The following is a 23,804-nucleotide window of genomic DNA, read 5'->3' as shown; positions in this document are numbered from 1 at the left end:
CGGCCGCAACCGCGGCCGTCCGCCCGTGAGCCGGAAACCTGCTGATGTCTGAAACCCATCCGTCCGCCGAATCCACTGCGCCGGAGGCCGGCGGCAGCACCGTCGACCAGGCTGTCGCCCAGGGCGGCGCCTACGAAGTCCTGCGCCGCCGCCTGGCCGAGCAGGGCCAGCGCCTGCAGGGCCTGGCCGAAACACTCAACCGCCAGCGCCTGGCCGAGTTCGGCGACAGCCGCCTGGAGGTGGTCGGGCGCTTCCGCATCCGCAGCGACAACAACTGCGTCGGCCGTGACATCGTGCAGGTGGGCCCGGACCGCCTGCTGTTCGGCTACAACGTGTTCATCGGGTTGAAGACCCAGACCCGCATCGAGGATGTGTTCGGCCTGTACCGGCTGGTGCAGGGCAGCGACGGCTACGACGTCGCGGCGCTGGAACTGAAGGGCAGCTTCCTCGACCAGCCCGGCTTCGTGCACGATTTCAACGAGCTGTATGCCTACTACAAGCACGCGCGCCTGCTGCAGCTGATCGTGGTCGGCGACAAGCTGCTGGCCTCGTTCCAGATCGGCGAGCGCAGCAGCGACGTGCGCGTGTTCCGCTGGGCGCTGTCGCGCGACGGCGAGCTGACCTACCTGGATGCGCGCGGTGAGCGCGATATCGCACTGCCGCCACCGTTCGACTTCGAATGGACCCGGGCGACCCGCGACCTGGCGGTCAACGGCCGCCATTCGCACCTGAACATCCTCGACACCCTGTTCGTGGAGACCACCGGCGGCGACCTCACCATCAAGGTCGAAAACAACACCGAAACCGGGCAGGGCATCTACAGCGAACCCGTGGAGGACAGCACGCAGTCGCTGGACGACGCCCATTTCGAGTTCGCCCGGGTCGGCTCGCTGGTATTGCTGAAGGTGCTGCCGTACCGCGAGACCGAATGGCGCGGCCTGATCTACAACACGCTGACCGGCGGCATCGTGCGCAATGATGCGATCGTGCAGGCCTGCGTGCAGCTGCCCGAAGACCATGGCGTGATCTTCCCGGGTGGCTATTACCTGCAGGGCGGCGAGCACAAGGCATTTGATGCCTCGATGGCCGGCATGCAGTTCAAGCGCAGCATCCGTTCGCCAAACGGCGAGGACGTGCTGTACATCTTCTACGAGCGCGAAGGCGGGCGCTCGGCGCTGTTCGTCTACAACACCATCCAGCGCGTGCTGCAGAACCCGGTGTTCGGCCATGGCTACGCCTTGATGCAGGACGGGCGCATGGTGCTGTTCCATGCCGAGGGCAGCGAACCGACCCGCATCCATCCGATGCAGGTCTGGCAGACGCCGTTCAGCAGTGACGAGTTCGCCGCCAACCGGCCGCCCGGCAACACGTTCATGGGCCGCATCGGCAACGCCGAGCTGGTGCGCGGCATTTCCAACCTGTTCAACCTGGCGCGCGAGATCGATGGCCAGGACGTGTCGGTACAGCGCTACCAGCGCCTGGTGGCCGATACGCGGCGCCTGTTCGATGCGCACCACTGGCTGGGTGACGCGGCCTGCGATGGCGCCGAGGCGCTGCTGCGGCAGATCAGCGCGACCGGCGAATCAGTGCTGGACGAGTACGAGAAGGTGCAGTCGATCCGTCAGCAATCGGCGCAGGCGATGGGGGAGGCCGAGGCCGCGCACAAGGCGCTGCTGGGCCGGCTGCAACCGCAGAACTGGAGCGAGGTGCAGGCCTTCGTCGAGGCCCTCAACGCGATCACCGCATTGCGCGGGCGGCTGCTGACCCTCCGCGAGCTGCGCTACATCGACACCGCGCGCATCGAGGTGATGACCGTCGAACTGGTGGAGGCACAGGACCGTGTTGGCGCCGCCACCGGAGACTTCCTCGCCGGCGAGGAAGCGCTGGCGCCGCTGGCCACGCGCCTGCAGGCGCTGGATGATGCCGCGCAGCAGGCACAGACGGCGCGCCAGCTGGACGAGCAGTTGGAAGGCCTGCGTGGCATGGCGTCCGACCTGGACATGCTGTCCGAGCTGATGGCCGGCCTGAAGGTGGACGATGCCACTGCCCGCACCCGCGTGGTCGAGTCGATCTCGGTGCTGTACGGTCGCCTCAACCAGGCGCGCGCGCGTGCTGACCAGCGCCGCAGGTCACTCGGTTCGGCCGAGGCCGTGGCGCAGTTCGCCGCCCAGTTCGCGCTGTTCTCGCAGTCGATCACCAGCGCGCTGGCGCTGGCCACCGACCCCGAACGTGCCGACGAGCAGTTGTCGCGCCTGCTGGTGCAGCTGGAGGAACTGGAGAGCCAGTTCGGCGAACACGAGCAGTTCCTCGGCGACATCCTGAGCAAGCGCGAAGAGCTGGTCGAGGCCTTCGAAACGCACAAGCAGGCGTTGCTGGATGACCGCCAGCGCAAGGCGCGTTCGGTACTGGATGCGGCCAATCGGATCCTCGACGGCCTGGCCAGGCGCACCGAGCGCTTCGCCACCGCCGATGAGCTCAACGCGTTCTTTGCCGGTGATCCGCTGATCCTCAAGCTGCGTGAGCTGGCCGAGCGCCTGCGTACGCTGCACGACAACGTCAAGGCCGACGACATCGAGGCGCGGCTGAAGGGCGTGCGTGACCAGGCGGTGCGCCAGCTGCGCGACCGCAGTGACCTGTACGAAGCCGGCGGCAACGTGGTACGGCTGGGCCCGCGTCATCGCTTCAGCGTCAATACGCAGGCACTGGACCTGACCCTGTTGCCGCGTGGCGATACGTTGGCCATCCATCTGACCGGCACCGACTTCCTGGAGACCCTGCACGATCCGGAGCTGGACGCACTCAAGCCGTTCTGGTCGGTCACCCTCGACTCGGAATCGCCCACGCTGTATCGCGGCGAGTATCTGGCCGGCAGCCTGCTGCTGGCCGCGCAGGAGGGGCGCGATGGCCTCGATCTGGCTGCGCTGCAGCACGACGTCGCCAACCCGGAAGCACTGGATCAGCGTGTGCGTGCGTTCGCCGCGCCGCGCTATCGCGAAGGCTATGAGCGTGGCATCCATGACCATGATGCCGCGCTGATCCTGCGTGCGTTGCTGCCCTTGCAGCAGGCCGCTGGCAGCCTGCGCCATGCACCACGGATACGTGCGCTGGCGTTGCTGTTCTGGGCAGCCGAGCAGCGGCGCGAGGCGGTGGCGCAATGGCCGGCGCGGCAGGTGGGCGCCGAGGCGCTGGCACGCCTGCTGGGGTCCGACGAAGGGCGTCTGGCGTTGCGCACAGAAATGGCCGAGGCGCTGCTGGGGTATGCGCAGTCCCACGCGTTGCCCTTCGATGCCGATGCCGCGGAGGCTGCAGCCGCCTATCTGGGCGAAGAACTGGCGGCGGGCGATCCGGTGTTCAGCAGCAGCCGCCACGCGGTGGCGCTGCTGGAGGCATTGGCCCAGCAGCTGGAACAGGCGGGGCAGCGTGAGGCGGTCGAGCGTGCCCTGCAGCGCGGCCAGGATCCACTGGCTACGCGTTGGTCATTGGCTGGGCAGTGGCTGCGCGCAGTGGCGCGGATGCCGGCGCATGCCCAGCATGCCGGCTATGTCGACGAAGCCGCCGCGTTGCTGCTGGTGCAGCGCCAGTTGCGCACCCGTGCCAGCGATGCCGCACTGCAGGCGGAGGTCAATGGCCTGCTGGGTGAACACGCACGCATCAGCAATGGCGCGCTGGTGGTATCGCTGGATGATTTCCTCGCGCGCCTGCAGCAGCACCTGCGTCATTTCGTGCCAGCGTTCCATGCCTACCAGGCGCTGCGCCAGGGCATCATCGGTCGCGAGCGCGAGACCCTGCGGCTTTCCGAGTTCAAGGCGCGGCCGCTGTCCTCGTTCGTACGCAACAAGCTGATCAACGATGTCTACCTGGGCGTGATCGGTGACAACCTGGCCAAGCAGATGGGCACGGTCGGCGAGAACAAGCGCAGCGACCTGATGGGCCTGCTGATGATGATTTCGCCCCCGGGCTATGGCAAGACCACGCTGATGGAATACGTGGCGCACCGCTTGGGCCTGGTCTTCATGAAGATCAACGGCCCGGCGCTGGGCCACGAGGTGCGCTCGCTGGACCCGGCCCAGGCACCGGACGCGACCTCGCGGCAGGAGCTGGAGAAGCTCAACCTGGCGCTGGAAATGGGCAACAACACCATGCTGTATGTGGACGACATCCAGCACACCCATCCCGAGTTCCTGCAGAAGTTCATCTCGCTGTGCGATGGCACCCGCCGTATCGAGGGCGTGTGGCGCGGTTGCACCCGCACCTACGACATGCGCGGCAAGAAGTTCTGCGTGGTGATGGCCGGCAACCCGTACACCGAGTCCGGCGAGGTGTTCAAGATTCCGGACATGCTGGCCAACCGTGCCGACATCTACAACCTCGGTGACGTGCTCGGTGGCATGGAGGCCGCCTTCACCCTCAGCTACATCGAGAACAGCCTGACCTCCAATCCGGTGCTGGCGCCGCTGGCCACGCGCGACATGGCCGACCTGTATGTACTGGTCGACCGCGCGATGGGCAAGGAGGTCTCGACCAACGGCCTCAGCCACGCCTACAGCAGCGCGGAGATCAACGAGATCACCGCCACCCTGCAGCGCATGCTGCGTGTGCGTGACGTGGTCTACCGGGTCAACCAGCAGTACATCGCCAGCGCCGCACAGGACGACCGCTACCGCACCGAGCCGCCGTTCCGCCTGCAAGGCAGCTACCGCAACATGAACAAGCTGGCCGAGAAGATCTCCCCGGTGATGAACGAGGACGAACTGCAGCAATTGATCTCCGACCACTACCTGGGCGAGGCGCAGCTGCTGACTACCGGTGCCGAAGAGAACCTGTTGAAGCTGGCCGAACTGCGCGGCGTACTGGATGACACGCAGGCGCAGCGCTGGGCACAGATCAAGCGCGACTTCCTGCGCAACAAGGCCATGGGGGCCGACGACAGCGATGTCGGCGGGCGCGTGGTGGCGCAGCTGGCCGATATCGCCACCGCGCTGCAGCTGCCACCGCCCGCGCCGGAAGCGATCGCCGTTGCGGACCCGGCGCCGTGGCCGGCGCTGCTGGAGGCCCTGCATCGCCTTTCAGAGGCGCGTCCGGCCGCTGCGCCGGCGCCGGTCGCGGCAGCCCCCAGCGTACCGGCCACGGCCCTGGCCGAAGACCTGCAGACGGGCCTGGCGCCGCTGGTGGAGCTGCTGGCGGCATCGCAGGCGCAGCAGGTGCAGGTGTCGCAGACCCTGGCCGCGTTCGCCGGCTGGGCACGACAGCAGGTCGAGCGGGGCACGCCGAGCGCTGTGGTGGCGCAGCGCGCGCGCGTGCGCCGCGCCGCGACGCCGGAGGAGCGGGCGCTGGATGAGGCGCTGATGCGCCACTTCTACGGCGAGTCATTGCCACCGGAAGACGGCGATGGCATGCCGGCATCCACGCCGAAGCCGCCGCCGCTGCCGTGACCACGCGCGTGCCATTGCCGCCACCGATGCTGCCGGATACGGTCGATGTCGCTGCGCTGGCCGACTATGGTGCGCCGTTGCTGCAGGCGCTGGCGCGGCGCGAAACGCCGTTGCCACCGGATGCGGGCGAGCGCCTGGTGGCTGCGCTTGCGCGCATCGCGCTGGCCCTGCAGGCCGGCAACCCGGCGCAGATCCGGCAGCAGGAAGGCTGGTGGGGGCGGCTGCTGGGGCGCGATGTCGCTCGCGAAGCAGAAGGGCACGCGCTGCAGTCGCAGCTGGGCGTACTGGCCCTGCAGGCGCGTGAGCAGGCCCAGCACCTGCAGCAGCACATGCAGCTGCGGGCCATGGCCATCATTGAGCATTCCGCGGCGGCCGCGGCGCTGGACGGCTGGGCCGAACTGGCTGCGTCGCGGCTGACGACGCTGGATATCGCCGGTCAGGCCGCGCTGTCGCACCGGCTGGACCATCTTCGCCGGCTGGCCTCGCTGCGCCGCCTGGAAGCCGGCCAATGGCAGCTGCTGCAGGACCAGGACCACATGCTGCTGCAACGCTTCGCGCGCATCCATGACGTGCTGCTGCCAGCCTGGCGGCAGGCTGCACTGGCGGGCCAGGCCGCTGCGGGCGCTGCGTTGGCCGGCAAGGCTGCCACGTTGCACGCACAGATCGATGACGAGGTGGCCGCGGCTCAGGCTAGACTGCCTTGAGCCGGCCGCCGCTGCCGCTTACCCAACTGCAAGGAGACTGCCCGATGACCCAGGACAGCCAGACCCCCGGTGCCCTCGTACCCGGCACGACCACCGCCACTGCGCTCGACGAAGGTGCACTGCAGGCGCTTGGGCTGGTCCGCGAGGATCTGCCGCGCATCGCCGAGATCCGTCTGGAACTGGACGATCTGCGCCCGGGCAACCTGCAGGTGTTCGGCCGCGAGGCGGCCACGCGCACCGCCGCGTTCTCCAGCCAGTTGCTGGACCAGGTCCGCAATCGTGACCTGGATGCCAGTGGCGAGAAGCTGGGCGAGGTGGTGCGCATCGCGCGCAGCCTGAAGCTGGACGGCTTCGCCCAGCGTTCGAAGGTGCCGGTGATCGGTGGCCTGATCGACCGCATGCGCGCCTCCAAGGGCGAGCTGGTGCAGAAGTTCAGCGACACCAACGCGCAGATCGAACAGCTGCTGGCCGACGTTGGCGTGCAGCAGGCGTTGATGGGCAAGCGCGTGGGCGAGTTCGACCGCATGCACGATATCGTCCGCGAAGAGCGTCGTGCGCTTGGACTGTATGCGGCAGCCGGCAAGCAGCGGCTGGCCGAACTGCAGGCCGAACAGCTGGCCGGGCAGGGCAGTGAGGATCCGCAGCAGCGCATCCGCCAGAGCGAAGTCGACAACGCGATCCGCCTCCTCGAAAAGCGCGTGTCCGACCTGCAGCTGATGCAGCATGCGGCCGATCAGTCGCTGCCGATGATCCGCCTGATCCAGGCCAACGCGCTGCAGCTGATCGAGAAGTTCAACACCGTCCGCGACATCACCATTCCGTCGTGGAAGCGCCAGTTCGCCATCCAGCTCTCGCTGGGCGAACAGAAGGCTGCGGTCGAACTGTCCACGGCCATCGATGACGCCACCAACGAACTGATGCGCCGCAATGCCGACCTGTTGCGCCAGGCCTCGGTGGATACCGCGCGCAGCAACCAGCGCGGCGTGATCGACGTGGCCACGCTGCGCCATGTGCACGACCAGCTGATCGCCACGGTGGAAGAAGTGCGCAGCATCCACCGCGAAGGGATGCAGCAGCGGCAGCAGGCGGAAGCGGAGCTGTCGCGCCTGCGCGAAGACCTGCAGCAGCGCCTGGTCACACCGACCGCCAGCTGAAAAAAGGGGACGGAGGGAATCAAGTCGTTTGTGCCACTTGCGACTTAATTCCCTCCGTCCCCTTTTTGTTGTCAGCGGAGTTGCTGGCCCAGCCAGTCGGCGAGCGCATCCACGCGCGCATCAGGTGGTCCGTCCGGTCGCGCCAGCACCCAGAAGCCGCCAGTGGCGGCAAACCCCCACGGTGCGACCAGCCGGCCCGCTGCCAGATCCTCGGCCACCAGTGGCTCGGGTGCGATCGCCGGGCCCAGCCCGGCCACCGCTGCCTCCAGCAGGTAGTACAGATGCTCGAAGGCCGTGCCCAGCTGCAGCTTCGCGGGGTCCAGAGCGTGCGCCTGCGCCCACGCCGGCCACGCCTGCGGCCGTGAGCTGGTGTGCAGCAGCGTCTCCTGCAGCAGCGCCGAGGGCGGTACATGCCGCAGCCGCTGCGCCGCCGGATGCGAGGGCGCCACCACCACGCCGACCCGTTCCGGCGCCAGCTCACGCACCTGCCAGCCGCGGGGCCACGGCCCCTGCGCCAGCAGCAAAACCGCATCCAGTGCCGCCTGTGCCTCGGTGAAGCTGCCATCCAGCGCTGACCACTGCAGGCGCACGCCGGGCAGGGCGGCCTGCAGCGCAGGCAGGCGCGGGATCATCCAGCGCGCCAGCACGCTGCCGCTGCAGCCCAGTACCAGCGCCGGGGCCGCTGCCGGCCGCCGCAGTTCGCGCACGCAGTCTTCGATGCCGCCGAAGGCCTCGCTGCACGCTGCCTGCAGCCGCGTGCCCGCAGCGGTCAGGCGCAGGCCGCGACCGGCACGCTGGAACAGCGCCAGGCCGAGATGGTCTTCCAGCAGCTTCAGCTGCCGGCTGACCGCACCGTGGGTGACATGCAGGTCGTGTGCGGCGCGGCCGACGCCGCCGAGACGGGCGGTGGCCTCGAACGCACGCAGCGCATTGAGCGGTGGCAGCAGGGAGCGGCTCATGTGAGATTTCCTGACGATATGCGCCAGATAATATCCATTTTCCGGTCAAGACCCGTGCGCTAGAGTATCCACCTGTCTCGATACCAGCGGTCGCTTCCATGTCTGCCTCCCCCATTGCCGACTACCACGCCTTCCCGGATGCCCAGGGCCATTTCGGCCGCTACGGCGGCAGCTTCGTCGCCGAAACCCTGGTCGGTCCGCTGCAGGAACTGGCCCAGGCCTATGACCAGGCCCGTCAGGATCCGGCATTCCAGGCGGCCTACGACCGCGACCTGGCCCATTACGTGGGCCGGCCGAGCCCGATCTACCACGCCCAGCGCCTGAGCGCCCATGTCGGCGGCGCGCAGATCCTGCTCAAGCGCGAAGACCTGAACCACACCGGCGCGCACAAGATCAACAACACCATCGGCCAGGCGCTGCTGGCCGCGCGGATGGGCAAGAAGCGCATCATCGCCGAGACCGGTGCCGGCCAGCACGGCGTTGCCAGTGCCACCGTTGCCGCCCGCCTGGGCCTGGAATGCGTGGTGTACATGGGCGCCACCGACATCGAGCGGCAGAAGATCAACGTCTACCGCATGAAGCTGCTTGGCGCGACGGTGGTGCCGGTCACCTCCGGCTCGGCCACCCTGAAGGACGCGCTCAACGAAGCGATGCGCGACTGGGTGACCAACGTGCAGGACACCTTCTACATCATCGGCACCGTGGCCGGCCCGGATCCGTATCCGCGCATGGTCCGTGACTTCAACGCCATCGTTGGCCGCGAGGCGCGCGAACAGATGCTGGCCGAGTATGGCCGCCTGCCCGATGCGATCACCGCGTGCGTCGGCGGCGGCAGCAACGCCATCGGCCTGTTCCACGCCTTCCTCAACGATCGCCAGGTCGAGATCGTCGGCGCCGAAGCCGCCGGCGACGGCATCGGCACCGGCCGCCACGCCGCATCGATCGCCGCCGGTCGGCCGGGCGTGCTGCACGGCAACCGCACCTATGTGCTGTGCGACGACGACGGCCAGATCATCGAGACCCACTCGGTGTCGGCCGGCCTGGACTATCCGGGCGTCGGCCCGGAGCATGCTTTCCTGGCCGATACCGGCCGTGCGCGCTACCTCGGCATCACTGATGAAGAAGCGCTGCAGGCCTTCCACCTGCTGGCGCATACCGAGGGCATCCTGCCGGCACTGGAGTCCAGCCACGCACTGGCACAGGCGATCAAGCTGGCGCGTGAGCGTCCGCGTGACCAGATCGTGCTGTGCAACCTGTCCGGCCGTGGCGACAAGGACGTGCACACCATCGCCGCGCGCGAAGGGCTGGTGCTGTGAATCACGTGCTGCGCCACGGCGGGGCGCTGGTGCTGGTGATCGGCATGGGCGGCTGCACGCCGCCCGATCCACCGGTGCTTGCTCCGGCCCCGGCCACCCCTGCGGCGATCGCCCCGGCACGCGAACCGGCCAGCAACGACGATGAGGCCGCATATCGACCGATCGAGGACGCGGCGATGTCCACGGCAGGCGATGGCGGCGAGGACCAGGCGGCCCGGGCGGTGGTGTCGGTGGCCCTGGACCATGCCGGTGAGGTGCTGATCGGCCAGCCCTTCAGCGAACTGCAGGGCGAGGCGCAGTGGCACTCGGCCGGGCTGGGCGAGTCGACCGCTGGGCGTTGCGAGTACTACGAGCGCGGCACGCTGCCCGAGGGCGTGGCGATGATGGTGCAGGACGGCGACGTGGTGCGCTTCGACCTGGCCCCCATTGACGATTCCGGCCAGGTGGTGCTGCAGCCGGGGCCGTTTGGCCTTCATCTGGGCATGCCACGCGCGCAGGCACTCCAGCAGTTGCCCAAGGGCGTTTCCACGCAACCCTATGACGATGATGCGGAGGCCGGTGAGAGCCTGCTCTGGCAGGACCCCGGTTCCGACCTGGCGATCCGCGTGGAGATCGTCGACGGCACCATCTCCCGAATGTACTGGGGCGCCAGCGGCGCCGTTGACCTGATCGAAGGATGTACCTGACATGTCCGTATCCCGACTCGATGCCTGCTTCCTGCGTCTGCGCGAACAGCAGCGCAAGGCGCTGATTCCTTTCGTCACCGCCGGTGATCCCTCGCTGGAGGCGACCGTGCCGGTCATGCACGCACTGGTCGAGGCCGGCGCCGACGTGATCGAACTGGGCGTGCCGTTTTCCGACCCGATGGCCGATGGCCCGACCATCCAGCGCAGCTCCGAGCGCGCGCTGGCACGCGGCGCCGGCAGCCGCTACGTCCTGCAGGCCGTGGCGCAGTTCCGCGAACGCGATGCGCAGACCCCCGTGGTGCTGATGGGCTACCTCAACCCGGTGGAGATCCATGGCTACGCGGCCTTCGCCAAGGCCGCCGTCGACGCCGGCGTGGACGGCGTGCTGCTGGTCGACCTGCCGCCGGAAGAAGCGGGCGATGCCCAGCAGGCGTTCGACGCAGCCGGCCTTGCGCTGGTCCTGCTGGCGTCGCCGACCACCAGCGAGGCGCGAGCCGGCAAGCTGCTGGCGCTGGCCCGTGGCTATCTCTACTACGTCAGCTTTGCCGGTGTCACCGGCGCGTCCGAGCGCCTGGACAGCGATGCCGCCGGTACCCGCCTGCAGGCGTTGCGCGCGCGCGCATCGGTGCCGGTGGTGGCGGGCTTCGGTATCAAGGATGCCGCCAGTGCCGCGGCCATGGCCCGCCAGGCCGATGGCGTGGTGGTCGGAAGCGCGCTGGTGGCGGCGCTGGCGGAAGCGGGCTCGGCGGAAGACGCGGTGCAGCGCGCCCGGGCCTTCCTCGCCCCGCTGCGGCAGGCGCTGGACGCGTAACAGGACTGCCGGTCGCTGGCCGGCGTCCTCCTGATGGCTGGCGTGCAAAGGCTGCCGGCCGGCGGCGGGCACCGCCCAGCACCTAAACGTACGTCCCAGCATGGTTTTTTCCGGCTTCCCCGCGGCTGGCAAGGGGGTGCACGGGCGGGGAAAGCGGAGCTAGACTGTCCGCCTTTGCGGCCCCCGGGCCGCCCTGAACGGAAGTGTCCTCCCGCATGAGTTGGCTCAGCAAGTTGATGCCGTCCGGCATCCGCACCGACAACACCCCCAGCAAGAAGCGCAGTGTCCCCGAGGGCCTGTGGGAAAAGTGCAGCAACTGCGGCAGCGCGTTGTACCGTCCGGAACTGGAAGAGAACCTGGAAGTCTGCCCGAAGTGCGGCCATCACATGGCGATCCGCGCGCGCGCGCGCCTGGCCGCCCTGTTCGACGCCGACAGCACCACCGAGATCGGTGCGCGCCTGGGGCCGACCGACCTGCTCAAGTTCAAGGACCAGAAGAAGTACAGCGAGCGCATCAAGATCGCGCAGAAGAATACCGGCGAGTACGACGCGCTGATCGCCATGCGCGGCCTGCTCAAGGGCCGTGCGCTGGTGGCATCGTCCTTCGACTTCGCCTTCATGGGCGGCTCGATGGGCTCGGTGGTCGGCGAGCGTTTCGCACTGGCCGCAGAAACCGCGGTCGAGATCGGTGCGCCCTACGTGTGCTTCTCGCAGAGCGGTGGCGCCCGCATGCAGGAAGGCCTGTTCTCGCTGATGCAGATGGCCAAGACCTCGGCCGCGCTGGGCAAGCTGCGTGAAGCCGGGCTGCCGTATATCTCGGTGCTGACCCATCCGACCACCGGTGGTGTCTCGGCCTCCTTTGCGATGCTGGGCGACATCAACATCGCCGAACCGCAGGCGCTGATCGGCTTCGCCGGCCCGCGCGTGATCGAGCAGACGGTGCGCGAGAAACTGCCGGAAGGCTTCCAGCGCTCGGAGTTCCTGCTCGAACATGGTGCCATCGACCAGATCTGCGATCGCCGCGAGCTGCGCGACCGCCTGTCCGACCTGCTGGCGATGCTGGGCCGTCAGCCGGCGCCGGAGGTGGCTTGATGGGAGGCCGCAAGTACTTCGGTACTGATGGCATCCGTGGCCGGGTCGGCCAGGGCGTGATCTCGGCCGACTTCGTGCTGCGCCTGGGCAACGCGCTGGGCCGTGTCCTGGTCGCCCAGCGCGGCCAGGACGGGCGCCGGCCGATCGTGGTGATCGGCAAGGACACCCGCATCTCCGGCTACATGTTCGAGGCGGCGCTGGAAGCCGGCCTGGTGGCCGCCGGTGCCGACGTGCAGCTGCTGGGGCCGATGCCGACGCCGGCGGTGGCGTTCCTGACCCGTACGCTGGGCGTGGATGCCGGCATCGTCATCAGTGCCTCGCACAACCCGCACTACGACAACGGCATCAAGTTCTTCTCCGCCCAGGGCGAGAAGCTCGACGATGCCACCGAGCTTGCCCTCGAAGCGGCGCTGGACGTTCCGTTCACCACCGTCGAATCGGAGAAGCTGGGCAAGGCGTCGCGTGGCCGCGAGGCGGTCGGCCGCTACATCGAGTTCTGCAAGGCCAGCGTGCCGCGCGCGTTCGACCTGCGTGGCGTACGCCTGGTGCTGGACTGCGCGCACGGCGCCACCTACCAGATCGCACCGCTGCTGTTCCGCGAGCTGGGTGCCGAGGTGATCGGCATTGGCGCCGAGCCCAACGGCGTCAACATCAACGCCGGCGTAGGCTCCACCCATATCGACAATCTCGCGGCCAAGGTCCGCGAAACCCGCGCCGATCTCGGCATTGCCTTCGACGGCGACGGCGACCGCGTGCTGATGGCCGACGACCAGGGCAACCCGGTCGACGGCGACGACCTGCTTTACATCCTGGCCCGGGCATGGAAAGCCGAAGGCCGCCTGCGCGGCCCGGTGGTCGGCACGCTGATGAGCAACTACGGCGTGGAGAAGGCCTTCGCCGATCTGCAGATTCCGTTCGTGCGCAGCAACGTCGGTGATCGCTATGTGCACCAGGCGCTGATCGAAGGCGGTGGGGTGCTCGGCGGCGAAGCCTCCGGCCACCTGCTGTGCCTGGATCGGGCCACCACCGGTGACGGCATCGTCAGTGCGCTGCAGGTGCTGGTGGCGTTGCGCAACAGCGGGCAGACCCTGCGCCAGGCATTGAAGGGGCTGCTGCGGGTGCCGCAGAAGACGGTCAACGTGCGGCTGGGCAATGTCTCGGCCAAGGCAACGGTGCAGGCCGACAGCGTGCAGGCCGCGCTGGCCGTCGCGCAGCAGTCAGTGGCCGGCCGTGGCCGTGCGTTCCTGCGCCCGTCCGGTACCGAGCCGGTGGTGCGTGTCACGGTCGAGGCCGATGATGCAACGCTGATGCAGGACACGCTGGACCGCCTGTCTGCAGCGGTCCGTGAAGCCGCCGCCTGAGGCAGCTGTGCATTTGCCCAAACAGAAACGCCCCGCAATGCCGGGGCGTTTTTTCGTTCAGGCGGCAAGGCTGCGCGAGGCTCACGGCCCCGGCACCATCTTCTTCTGCCGCGCCTTGAAGCCATTGAACAGCGGCGCGATCAGGGGGGTGTAGCTCTGGGCGATGCGCTTGCGCAACCAGCTCGCCGGGCGGTTGCGGATCGCGAAGCGGTAGATGCGTTCCGGATCGCCGCCGACCACATTACGGCCGAACGGGTGGGTGGTGTGCAGGTAGCGGAAGCCGTGCTCGCGTGCCACCTCGATGTGGTCCTGGTCGAAATCGCCGTAAGGCCAGCACAGCGTATCGGACACCTCGCCGAGCTTGTCCCGCAGGACTTCGCGCGAGACTGCCAGGTCGTGGCTCAGGCCCGCACGGCGCTGTGCGCGGTCCAGGTCGTCGCGGCGCAGCCAGCGGGTGTGGGTATGGGTGTGGCAATGCACTTCGAAGGTGCCGGCGGCGATGGCCGCGCGCGCTTCGCTCCAGCGCATCATCACGTCGTCGCTGCGGTTCTGCTCGTAGATCGCCGCTTCGCAACCGCGGTGGTCCGGCGTGGCAGGCAGCACTGCCCCGGCAAGCCCCGCGTGGGGCCGCTCCGGGCCTTCACCCATCCAGCCGGTGACCACGAACACCACTGCGTGCATGCCGTACTTCTGCAGGATCGGGTGCGCATACACCCAGTTGTCCAGGTAGCCATCGTCGAAGGTGATCACGATCGACTTGCGCGGCACCGGCTTGCCGGCCAGGAAGCCGGCGTACTGGTCCAGTGTCAGCGAAGTCCAGCCGTTGCCGGCCAACCAGGCGATCTGGCTTTCGAAATTCTCCGGTGACACGGTGATCATGCCCGGCGACGGACTGACGTGGTGGTGCATGAGCACCGGTACGGTTCGGGCATCAGCCATGTCCCAGCTCCTTCAGCCACTGGCGGTAGTAGTGTTCGGTGGTCTCACCGTGGCCATCGGGGGTGAACCGGTGCGCGCTGTGCATCCAGTCCCACCCGGCGCGGCCCATCTGCCGCCGCCGTTCCGGATCTTCCACCAGCAGGCGCAGTGCGCCTGTCAGGGCTGCATTGTCGCCCAATCGGGTGAGGATCGCATTGCTGCCCTCGACCACCATCTCCGGCACGCCACCTACGCGCGTGGCCACGATCGGTACCCCGACATAGGCGGCCTCCAGGAACACGGTACCGGCCGCTTCCTTGTGCGAAGCCAGCGCGAAGATGTCGAAGCCGGCCATCAGCCGGCACGCGCCGTCACGATAGCCGAGCAGGTGGACCTGTTGCTGCAGCCCATGCTCGTCGCGCAGCGCCTGCAGCCGATCCATGACCGTCTGGCCATCGCCGATCACCACCAGGTGCAGGTTCGGATGCGTCCTGCACAGCGGCACCATCGCCTGCAGGAGGTCGGCATGGCCCTTGGGTCCGCGCAGCACCGCCACGCAACCGACCACGATGTCCTGCTCGCCGAAACCGAGCTCGGCGCGCACCTCCGCGCGCACCTCCTGCAGGCATTGCCAGGGATCGGCCTTGCGGATCTCGCTCCAGCGCGGCGGGACTGCAATTGGCGGCACGATACCGATGTGCTCGGCCGGAATGCCGCGCTCGGTCAGCAGCTGCTTGACGAAGCTGCTGACGGTCATCACCCGGTGCGGCAGGCCGGTATAGGTCAGCAGCGAGTTGACCGGGCTCATCAGGTGGCGCGAGCGTATTACCAGCGGTGTGCCGCCCAGGCGTGCACCGGCGGCGGCGATCAGCGCGTCACGGCGGCTGGTGGTGTTGACCACGTCGTAGCGCTCGCGACGCACCAGGCGCGAGACCGACCAGATGCCGCGCAGCAGGCGCAGCAGGCCCCCCATGCGCAGGGTGTGCACGGTGAAACCGTCGTCGCGTGCCAGCTTGGCCAGTCGCGCTTCGGGCTGGCACAGCAGCGCCACCTCATGGCCACGCGCGCGCATCACCTGCATGTGGCGGAAGATGTAGATCTCCTGCCCGCCCATTCCCTTGGCGGCTTCGGTGTGCAGGATGCGCAGCGGACGGTTCATGCGGGATCGATCCTTGAAGGTCAACGATTGCGGAAGCGGGTCAACGCTTCCCATGCAGTGCGTACGGCAGCCGCATCAGGGGCCTGCTGGGGCAGCGGGAGGTAGTGCCGGTCCAGCGCTGTGGCGTTGCCGAACTTGTCGAACACGTAGATCGCGTCGCCATGGCGTATCGCGCGCTGCGACCAGCTTTCGACCACCAGGGCACGCGGGCCCTGCGGTTCGGCCAGCAGGTCCTGGCCGGTGCTGTAATCGCTCAGCGCGTTCTCGCAGCCCAGCGCATGGCGCATCAGTGTCGGTACCCAGTCTTCGTGCGAGCTGGTACGGGCGTCGCGGCCAGCGGCCCTGCCTGGCCAATGCAGCACGAACGGGACCTGCAGCTGGTAGTCGGAGAAGTTGCCGTTGTGGCCCCAATAGTTCAGCTTGAGGTCGTTGAACTCTTCGGCATGGTCGCCGGTGACCAGCACGATGGTGTCCTCGGCCAGGCCCTGTGCGCGCAGGTCGTCCAGCAGCGAGCCGATCAGGCTGTCTGCGTAGTGCACGGCGGTGCGGTAGCGGTTGAGTTCCGGCGTCGGGTCATGCTCCGGGCCGAATTTGAGGAAGTCGATGTCCGCAGCCATCGGCGTCGCCACGGGCGGGTAACCATCGGGCATGTGGTAGGGCGCGTGAGTGGAGTCGAGGAACACGAAGCCAAACCACGGGCGCTGCGCCGCCTGGCTGGCGCGGATGTCCTGCTGCAGTGCACTGATGATCGCGCGGTCGCGGCCGTCGGACTTCAGTGCCGATGGCCCCTGGTGCAGCTGGTCGCGCACATCGGCGAATGCCGTGCGATCGAATTCCGGGCTGTACAACGGCGCACTGCCGTACAGGTGCAGGTCGTAGCCCTGCTGGCCCAGCACCTGGAACAGCTGCGAGCCGCGCTGCTCGTCGAGCATGCTTGGCCAGTAACCACCGGGCAGGCCGTACAGCAGCCCGAACAGGCCGTAGCGGGTGGCATTGCCGGTGCTGAAGTGCTGGTCGAACACGCGCGCGTCCTGCGCCAGCGCCAACGTGTTGGGCATCAGCTGCGGTGTCAGCACGTCCTGGCGCAGCGATTCCAGCACCACCATCAGCACATTGGGACGATGCGGGTTCTGGCACCGCAGCGGGTGCAGTGGGTACTGCAGCTGCGCATGGCGCGGGTCGGGCAGGCCGGCCTGCTGCTGGCTGACCACGCCCAGGCGCCGCATGAAGCTCTTGGCGGTGATCGGTTGCGCCCACGGCAGGTAGTTCCACTGCGCGATCACATCGCGGTCGCCGCGGGCGTCGTAGTAGGCGGTGGCCACCTGGCCGCCGGCCATCAGAAGCGCGACCGCTGCCCACGCCTGCAGCACCCGTCGCCGGCGCGGCACGGCCGGCAGCAGCTTCCAGCACGCCCAGGCCAGCAGGCCTTCGGCGGCGAAGACCGCGGCGACCAGCAGCGCGACCTGCAGCCAGGTCTTCCAGGACAGGGCGACCTGGTCCTGCAGGGCGCCGCCGAACACCATGTTCACGACCATGGCGTTGAGGTGGAAGCGATACAGGGTGAACACCTTGGCGTCGACCAGCAGCAGGCACAGCCACAGGCCCTGCAGGAGAACGGCGCTGATGCTCAGCGTACGGGCAGTGCGTGGCCACAGCCCCAGCAACAACGGCAGCAGGCCGGCCAGCGCGCCGAACGCGAGCAGGTGGCCGGGCAGGGCGATCGCGAGGTAGGCCAGGCCCGGGCTGCCGCCTGGATTGTCCCGCAGCGGCACGTTGCCCAGTGCGATCGCCGCAGCCAGGACCGCATTGCCGGCGACGAACAGCGACCACCAGGCCAGCCGGCGCCAACGCCGGGTGGAGCCTTCAAGGGCGAGTGCGGCAGGGGCGGCTGCAGACATGGCGAAGCGGATTCAGGGAGCGGGGAAAGGTCGGGCGCCACGTGACGGAAGCGTTAATCCGCGCGCGGGTCGCGCATTGTATCGGTTTGTTTCTTCGTATCGAGTGGCGTCCCCCGGGCGATCTGTCACAATGTTCAGGCGGGCCATGAATGCGCTGGCCCCCCAGACCCAATGACAAGCCAGGAACCGCTGTGAGCCAGATCCCCACCCTCGACATCACCCGTTTCGACAGCGACCGCGAGGCCTTCGTGGCCGAGCTGGGCGCGGCCTATCGCCAATGGGGATTCGCGGGCATCCGCAACCACGGCATCCCGCAGGCCGACATCGACGCGGCCTACGATGCCTTCAAGGCCTTCTTCGCCCTGCCGGAAGAGGTCAAGCGCAAGTACCACGTGCCTGGCAGCGGCGGCGCCCGCGGCTATACCCCCTTCGGCGTGGAGACCGCCAAGGGCTCCAAGCACTTCGACCTGAAGGAGTTCTGGCACATCGGCCGCGAGATCGCCGACGACTCCAAGTACCGTGACGTGATGGCGCCGAACCTGTGGCCGACCGAAGTCGAGGGCTTCCGCGAGCGGGGGTACGGCCTGTACCAGGCGCTGGACAACCTGGGGTCGCGCGTGTTGTCGGCGCTCGCCCTGCACATCGGCCTGCCGGAGAATTTCTTCGCCGACAAGACCAACTTCGGCAATTCGATCCTGCGCCCGATCCACTACCCGCCGATCACCACCGACGACATCCCGAACGTGCGTGCCGGTGCTCATGGCGACATCAACTTCATCACCCTGCTGGTGGGTGCCAGTGCCGCAGGGCTGGAAGTGCAGTCGCGCGACGGCGAGTGGGTGCCGTTCACCTCGGACGCGGACACCATCGTGGTCAACATCGGCGACATGCTGCAGCGCCTGACCAACCATGTGTATCCGTCGACCATCCACCGCGTGGTCAATCCTCCGGGCGAACTGGCGCGCCAGCCGCGCTACTCGGTACCGTTCTTCCTGCACCCGAACCCGGACTTCCTGATCGACGTGCTGCCCTCGTGCATCACCCCGGAGAACCCGAGCCGGTACCCGGAGCCGATCACCGCCCACGGCTTCCTCGAGGAACGCCTGCGCGAGATCAAGCTGAAGTAAAGAAAAGTGAGGCCGCCGAAAGGCGGCCTTTTTCTTTGCAGGGCTGCACCCTGCACCCGCAGAGGCCAAAGCCAAAGCCAAAGCCAAAGCGGCTCTGGGGTGTTCCGTGGGGAGGCGGGGAGGTGTCGGATGGCGGGGACGCCGTGGACCCATCCATGAGGCGTCCCCCGCCATCCCCACCCGCCCGGCCAAGCCCGCCAATCCAACCGGGCTTTCCGCGACCAACCCAACCAAACTCCCGCCACGAGGGGCTGCGCCGTTGGCTGAAAATCCATGTAACCGCTTACACGGAAACGGATTTTTGCCGTAACGGGTATCATGACCGGCTGACTTCACACAGGAGCCACCCGCTCATGCGCCGCAAGATCGTCGCCGGAAACTGGAAGCTGCACGGCAGCCGTCAATTCGCCAATGAACTGCTGGGGCAGGTGGCCGCCGGGCTGCCACTGGAGGGCGTGGACGTGGTGATCCTGCCGCCGCTGCCGTACCTGGGCGAGCTGGTCGAGGACTTCGGCGCGACCGGCCTGGCCTTTGGTGCACAGGACGTCAGCAGCAACGAGAAGGGCGCCTACACCGGCGAGGTCTGCGCAGCCATGCTGGTCGAGGTCGGGGCCCGCTATGGCCTAGTCGGCCACTCCGAGCGCCGCCAGTATCACCATGAAAGCAGCGAGCTGGTCGCGCGCAAGTTCGCCGCCGCCCAGCATGCCGGCCTGGTCCCGGTGTTGTGCGTGGGTGAGACCCTGGAACAGCGGGAGGCCGGGCAGACCGAAGCGGTCATCGCCAGCCAGCTGGCGCCGGTGCTGGAACTGGTCGGTGCGGCCGGTTTCGCCAACGCCGTGGTCGCCTACGAGCCGGTCTGGGCCATCGGCACCGGCCGTACCGCCAGCAAGGAGCAGGCACAGCAGGTGCACGCGTTCATCCGTGGCGAAGTCGCGCGTATCGATGCTAGAATCGCCGATTCACTGCCCATTGTTTACGGCGGTAGCGTGAAGCCCGACAATGCCGGGGAACTGTTCGCGCAGCCGGATGTCGATGGTGGGCTGGTCGGCGGCGCCTCCCTGGTGGCCGCGGACTTCCTGGCCATCGCACGGGCGGCGGCCGCGAACTAAATCCTAGAAGTATTGTCCGAGGGCGGTTTCCAATGCTGATGTTGATCCTCAATGTCGTCTACGTGCTGGTCGCTGTGGCCATGATCGCGCTGATCCTGATGCAGCGTGGCTCGGGTGCGGCGGCAGGTTCGGGCTTTGGTGCCGGTGCCTCGGGCACGGTGTTCGGTGCGCGTGGCGCCTCGAACTTCCTGTCCAAGTCGACCAAGTGGCTGGCTGTCGTGTTCTTTGGCATCAGCCTCTTCATGGCCTGGTATGCCGGTCACGGCACCCGTCCGGCGGCCGACCAGGATCTGGGTCTGATGTCCGCCCCGGCAGCGACCGCTCCGGCGGCTCCGGCGGGCGAGCTGCCGGCCGTCCCGAAGGCCGATGCGGTCCCGGCAGCCCCGGTTCCGGCCGCCAATGTGCCGGCTCAGGCGGAATCTTCGGTTTCTGGTGAAGAAAAGCCTTCGGAAGGCTCCCAGAAAGACTGAAGCCGGTTACAATACGCGGCGCATCGGAAAGATAGTCTGATGTGATCGTTTGCCCAGGTGGCGGAATTGGTAGACGCACTACCTTGAGGTGGTAGCGACGCAAGTCGTAGGGGTTCGAGTCCCCTCTTGGGCACCATTTGTAAGTAAAGCGGGTTCGTCTGGCGCGCAAGGCGCCAGGCAGGTTCCCGTCCACTCCCCCATGCCAAAGCGCCTGCAGGCGCAGCGGCAGAGGCAAGAGAGAATCGCTGTGCTGGCCGAATATTTGCCGTCTCTGCTGTTTCTGATCGTTGCCACCGGTATCGGCGTTACGCTGATGCTGGTTGGTCGATTCCTCGGTCCCCGCCGCCCCGATCTGGAAAAGCTGTCGCCGTATGAGTGCGGCTTCGAAGCCTTCGAAGACGCGCGCATGAAGTTCGACGTGCGCTATTACCTGATCGCGATCCAGTTCATCGTCTTCGACCTGGAAATCATCTTCATCGTGCCGTGGACCCAGGTCTTCATGGAACTGGGCGCCCGTTCGCTGGTTACCATGGGCCTGTTCGTCGGCATGCTGTTCCTCGGTTTCATTTACGTCTGGAAGAAGGGAGCGCTGGAATGGGAGTGATTCAGACTCTCGATGGCCTCATGAACAATCCGTCGCCGGAAGGCCGGGTTGATGACATCCTGCGGCCGGAAGGCGACAACCCGCTGCTGGAAAAGGGCTTCGTCACCACCAGCGTCGACGCACTGCTGAACTGGGCGCGCACCGGCTCGATGTGGCCGATGACCTTTGGCCTGGCCTGCTGCGCCGTCGAGATGATGCACGCCGGCGCCGCGCGCCTGGACCTGGATCGCTACGGCGTAGTGTTCCGCCCTTCGCCGCGTCAGTCCGACGTGATGATCGTGGCCGGTACCCTGGTCAACAAGATGGCCCCGGCGCTGCGCAAGGTCTACGACCAGATGCCGGACCCGAAGTGGGTCATCTCGATGGGTAGCTGCGCCAACGGTGGCGGCTACTACCACTACTCCTATTCTGTGGTGCGCGGCTGTGATCGCGTGGTGCCGGTGGACGTCTACGTCCCGGGCTGCCCGCCGACTGCCGAGGCGCTGGTGTACGGGATCCTGCAGCTGCAGAAGAAGATCTGGCGTACACAGACCATCGCCCGCTGACCCCTTCACCTGACTAGAGCGCGCCAAGCCCCCATGGCAGAGCAAGCATCCTTCATCGACCGACTCTCCGCACGTTTCGCTGGTGCGAAGGTCATCGTGGTCGAACCCCGCGGCGAAGTGACGCTGGAAGTGCCTGCCGCCGAGTGGCACGCCACCGCCCTGGCGCTGCGTGACGAGTTTGGTTTCGAGCAGGCCGTGGATCTGTGCGGCGTCGACTACCTCGGTTATGGCTCCGACGAATGGGACACCGCTGACGTGTCCTCGCAGGGGTTCAGCCGAGGCGTCGAAGGCAAGGCCCAGGGCCGCTTCGCGTGGGGCGAGTTCCCCACCGAGGAAAACGGTGCCGACGGTGCCCGCCCGCAGCACATGCCGACCCAGCGCTTCGCCGTGGTCGCGCAGCTGCGTTCCTACCAGCACAACCTGATGATGCACCTGCGCTGCTTCGCTCCTGACGAAGCGCTGCCGGTGGTGTCCTCGCTGACCAGTATCTGGCCGGGTCTGAACTGGTTCGAGCGCGAGGCGTTCGACCTGTACGGCGTGATCTTCGAAGGCCACCCGGACCTGCGCCGGATCCTGACCGACTACGGTTTCGTCGGCCATCCGTTCCGCAAGGACTTCCCGCTGATCGGCAATGTCGAAGTCCGCTACGACGAAGAGAAGAAGCGCGTGATCTACGAACCGGTCACCTCGGTGGAGCCGCGTGTCGGCGTGCCGCGCGTGATCCGCGACGACGCCCGTCTGCAGACCGCAGAAGGTGAGCGCGCGCAGGAGGCAGTGAAGTGAGCCACGTACACCAGGCCGGCGAAGCATTCGCCAGCAACGCCGCCGAGAGCCGGCAGGAAATCCGCAACTACACCATGAACTTCGGCCCGCAGCATCCGGCCGCTCACGGTGTGCTGCGCCTGATCCTGGAAATGGACGGTGAAACCATCATGCGCGCCGACCCGCACGTGGGTCTGCTGCACCGTGGTACCGAAAAGCTGGCCGAGTCCAAGCCGTTCAACCAGTCGATCGGCTACATGGATCGACTGGACTACGTGTCGATGATGTGCAACGAGCACGCCTACGTGCGCGCGATCGAGACCCTGATGGGCATCGAGGCGCCGGAGCGTGCCCAGTACATCCGCACCATGTACGATGAAATCACCCGCATCCTCAACCACCTGATGTGGCTGGGCTCCAACGCGCTCGACCTGGGCGCGATGGCGGTGATGCTGTACGCCTTCCGCGAACGCGAAGAGCTGATGGACTGCTACGAAGCGGTTTCCGGCGCGCGCATGCACGCGGCGTACTACCGTCCGGGCGGTGTCTACCGCGACCTGCCGGACCACATGCCGAAGTACAAGGAATCGCGCTGGCACAAGGGCAAGGCGCTGAAGCAGCTCAATGCTTCGCGCGAGGGTTCGCTGCTGGACTTCCTGGAGAACTTCACCGTCGAGTTCCCCAAGCGCATCGACGAATACGAAACCCTGCTGACCGACAACCGCATCTGGAAGCAGCGTACCGTCGGCATCGGCGTGGTCGCTCCCGAACTGGCCCACCAGTGGGGCATGACCGGCGTGATGCTGCGCGGCTCGGGCATTGCCTGGGACCTGCGCAAGAAGCGTCCGTACGCCAAGTACGATGCCGTCGATTTCGACATCCCGCTGGGCAAGGAAGGCGACTGCTATGACCGCTATCTGGTCCGCGTTGCCGAAATGCGCGAATCCAACCGCATCATCAAGCAGTGCGTGGCGTGGCTGAAGGCCAACCCGGGCCCGGTGATGGTGAAGAACTTCAAGGTCGCTCCGCCCAGGCGCGAGGACATGAAGGACGACATGGAAGCGCTGATCCACCACTTCAAGCTGTTCAGCGAAGGCTACTGCGTGCCGGCCGGCGAGACCTACTCGGCGGTGGAAGCCCCGAAGGGCGAATTCGGCTGCTACCTGGTCTCCGATGGCGCCAACAAGCCGTTCCGCGTGCACCTGCGTGCGCCGGGCTTCGCCCACCTGTCCTCGATCGATTCGGTCGTGCGCGGCCACATGCTGGCTGACGTGGTGGCGATGATCGGCACCTACGACCTGGTGTTCGGCGAGGTTGACCGGTAATGCCGTCCGCCACGCCAACGCCCGCTGCAGGCAGCCGGCGCAAGCCGGCGCCGCAGTTTCTGGAATTTCACGTTATGCATTTCGCTGAGGTCGGCCGATGAAGGCGACAGGTAATTTCGAGGCGGCGCGCGACGTCGACCCGATGGTGGTGCTGAGCGACAAGACCCGCGCTCACATCGATCACTGGCTGTCCAAGTTCCCGCCGGACCGCAAGCGCTCTGCCGTGCTGCAGGGCCTGCATGCGGCCCAGGAGCAGAACCAGGGCTGGCTGACCGACGAACTGATCGCCGGCGTGGCCAAGTACCTGGACCTGCCGCCGGTGTGGGCCTACGAGGTCGCCAGCTTCTACTCGATGTTCGAGACCGAGAAGGTG

Annotated in this window: 20 protein-coding genes and 1 tRNA gene; 17 read left to right on the top strand and 4 right to left on the bottom strand. The window is 67.4% G+C overall.

Annotation, left to right across the window (positions count from 1 at the left end; translation table 11 throughout):
• Positions 1-44 precede the first annotated feature (44 nt).
• Genes AB839_RS15330 through AB839_RS15320 form a run of 3 tightly spaced genes read left to right on the top strand, consistent with a single transcriptional unit; the run spans position 45 to position 7,290 of the window.
• Positions 45-5,432 (top strand): DNA repair ATPase, encoded by a 5,388-nt coding sequence (locus AB839_RS15330; protein ID WP_061480021.1) that lies wholly within the window; start codon positions 45-47, stop codon positions 5,430-5,432.
• On the top strand, positions 5,429-6,136 hold the full coding sequence (locus AB839_RS15325; RefSeq protein ID WP_061480020.1) for a hypothetical protein: 708 nt from the start codon (positions 5,429-5,431) through the stop codon (positions 6,134-6,136). The genes AB839_RS15330 and AB839_RS15325 overlap by 4 nt, the downstream gene beginning before the upstream one ends.
• A gap of 44 nt (positions 6,137-6,180) precedes the next feature.
• Entirely contained in the window at positions 6,181-7,290 is a 1,110-nt protein-coding gene (locus tag AB839_RS15320; protein ID WP_061480019.1) for a toxic anion resistance protein, read from the top strand.
• Between the two features lie 71 nt (positions 7,291-7,361).
• On the opposite strand, the gene AB839_RS15315 is transcribed toward AB839_RS15320, so the two are convergent.
• A complete protein-coding gene (locus tag AB839_RS15315) occupies positions 7,362-8,249 on the bottom strand; it encodes a LysR family transcriptional regulator (protein WP_005417955.1) in 888 nt (295 codons plus the stop codon).
• A gap of 98 nt (positions 8,250-8,347) precedes the next feature.
• Here AB839_RS15315 and trpB point away from each other — a divergent pair, with 98 nt between their 5' ends.
• The 5 genes from trpB to glmM all read left to right on the top strand — a co-directional run bounded on the left by trpB (position 8,348) and on the right by glmM (position 13,514).
• Positions 8,348-9,565 (top strand): tryptophan synthase subunit beta, encoded by a 1,218-nt coding sequence (trpB, locus tag AB839_RS15310; RefSeq protein WP_061480018.1) that lies wholly within the window; start codon positions 8,348-8,350, stop codon positions 9,563-9,565.
• Positions 9,562-10,251, top strand: a complete 690-nt coding sequence (locus AB839_RS15305; RefSeq protein WP_061480017.1) for a hypothetical protein — start codon at positions 9,562-9,564, stop codon at positions 10,249-10,251. The genes trpB and AB839_RS15305 overlap by 4 nt, the downstream gene beginning before the upstream one ends.
• A 1-nt stretch (position 10,252) precedes the next feature.
• Entirely contained in the window at positions 10,253-11,062 is an 810-nt protein-coding gene (gene trpA, locus AB839_RS15300) for a tryptophan synthase subunit alpha (protein ID WP_061480016.1), read from the top strand.
• A gap of 215 nt (positions 11,063-11,277) precedes the next feature.
• The gene (accD, locus tag AB839_RS15295; protein WP_005417947.1) at positions 11,278-12,153 is read left to right on the top strand and encodes an acetyl-CoA carboxylase, carboxyltransferase subunit beta; all 876 of its coding nucleotides are present in this window, start codon (positions 11,278-11,280) and stop codon (positions 12,151-12,153) included.
• Positions 12,153-13,514, top strand: a complete 1,362-nt coding sequence (gene glmM / locus AB839_RS15290) for a phosphoglucosamine mutase (RefSeq protein ID WP_061480015.1) — start codon at positions 12,153-12,155, stop codon at positions 13,512-13,514. Before accD ends, glmM begins: the two co-directional genes overlap by 1 nt.
• An 81-nt stretch (positions 13,515-13,595) precedes the next feature.
• Here the strand turns inward: glmM and AB839_RS15285 are convergent, their stop codons facing one another.
• Genes AB839_RS15285 through AB839_RS15275 form a run of 3 tightly spaced genes read right to left on the bottom strand, consistent with a single transcriptional unit; the run spans position 13,596 to position 17,489 of the window.
• Positions 13,596-14,453 carry a polysaccharide deacetylase family protein gene (locus tag AB839_RS15285; protein WP_061480014.1) on the bottom strand — a complete coding sequence of 286 codons (858 nt, stop codon included), beginning with the start codon at positions 14,451-14,453 and terminating at the stop codon, positions 13,596-13,598.
• Positions 14,446-15,591, bottom strand: a complete 1,146-nt coding sequence (locus AB839_RS15280) for a glycosyltransferase family 4 protein (RefSeq protein ID WP_061480013.1) — start codon at positions 15,589-15,591, stop codon at positions 14,446-14,448. Before AB839_RS15280 ends, AB839_RS15285 begins: the two co-directional genes overlap by 8 nt.
• Positions 15,592-15,611: 20 nt before the next feature.
• Complete coding sequence (locus AB839_RS15275; RefSeq protein ID WP_061480012.1) at positions 15,612-17,489, bottom strand: sulfatase-like hydrolase/transferase; 1,878 nt, start codon at positions 17,487-17,489, stop codon at positions 15,612-15,614.
• A gap of 149 nt (positions 17,490-17,638) precedes the next feature.
• Here AB839_RS15275 and AB839_RS15270 point away from each other — a divergent pair, with 149 nt between their 5' ends.
• The 9 genes from AB839_RS15270 to AB839_RS15230 form a co-directional block, all read left to right on the top strand.
• Positions 17,639-18,616, top strand: coding sequence for a 2-oxoglutarate and iron-dependent oxygenase domain-containing protein (locus tag AB839_RS15270; RefSeq protein ID WP_061480011.1), 978 nt, complete (start codon positions 17,639-17,641; stop codon positions 18,614-18,616).
• A 353-nt stretch (positions 18,617-18,969) separates the two neighbouring features.
• Positions 18,970-19,725 carry a triose-phosphate isomerase gene (tpiA, locus tag AB839_RS15265; protein WP_019660587.1) on the top strand — a complete coding sequence of 252 codons (756 nt, stop codon included), beginning with the start codon at positions 18,970-18,972 and terminating at the stop codon, positions 19,723-19,725.
• Between the two features lie 32 nt (positions 19,726-19,757).
• Positions 19,758-20,195, top strand: coding sequence for a preprotein translocase subunit SecG (secG, locus tag AB839_RS15260; RefSeq protein ID WP_049415231.1), 438 nt, complete (start codon positions 19,758-19,760; stop codon positions 20,193-20,195).
• A 51-nt stretch (positions 20,196-20,246) separates the two neighbouring features.
• A tRNA-Leu gene (locus tag AB839_RS15255) sits at positions 20,247-20,331 on the top strand.
• A gap of 111 nt (positions 20,332-20,442) precedes the next feature.
• A complete protein-coding gene (locus AB839_RS15250) occupies positions 20,443-20,799 on the top strand; it encodes an NADH-quinone oxidoreductase subunit A (protein WP_005417937.1) in 357 nt (118 codons plus the stop codon).
• On the top strand, positions 20,790-21,344 hold the full coding sequence (locus AB839_RS15245; protein ID WP_005417936.1) for an NADH-quinone oxidoreductase subunit B: 555 nt from the start codon (positions 20,790-20,792) through the stop codon (positions 21,342-21,344). The genes AB839_RS15250 and AB839_RS15245 overlap by 10 nt, the downstream gene beginning before the upstream one ends.
• A gap of 33 nt (positions 21,345-21,377) precedes the next feature.
• Positions 21,378-22,127, top strand: a complete 750-nt coding sequence (locus AB839_RS15240) for an NADH-quinone oxidoreductase subunit C (protein ID WP_010486428.1) — start codon at positions 21,378-21,380, stop codon at positions 22,125-22,127.
• A complete protein-coding gene (locus tag AB839_RS15235) occupies positions 22,124-23,431 on the top strand; it encodes an NADH-quinone oxidoreductase subunit D (RefSeq protein WP_061480010.1) in 1,308 nt (435 codons plus the stop codon). The genes AB839_RS15240 and AB839_RS15235 overlap by 4 nt, the downstream gene beginning before the upstream one ends.
• Before the next feature lie 97 nt (positions 23,432-23,528).
• Positions 23,529-23,804, top strand: a 276-nt coding sequence (locus AB839_RS15230; protein WP_197467688.1) for an NAD(P)H-dependent oxidoreductase subunit E, incomplete at its 3' end; no start/stop codon positions are given.

The organism is Stenotrophomonas sp. DDT-1 (genome assembly GCF_001580555.1).
GTDB classification, from domain to species: domain Bacteria; phylum Pseudomonadota; class Gammaproteobacteria; order Xanthomonadales; family Xanthomonadaceae; genus Stenotrophomonas; species Stenotrophomonas sepilia.
This window is presented reverse-complemented; position numbering and strand designations above follow the sequence as displayed.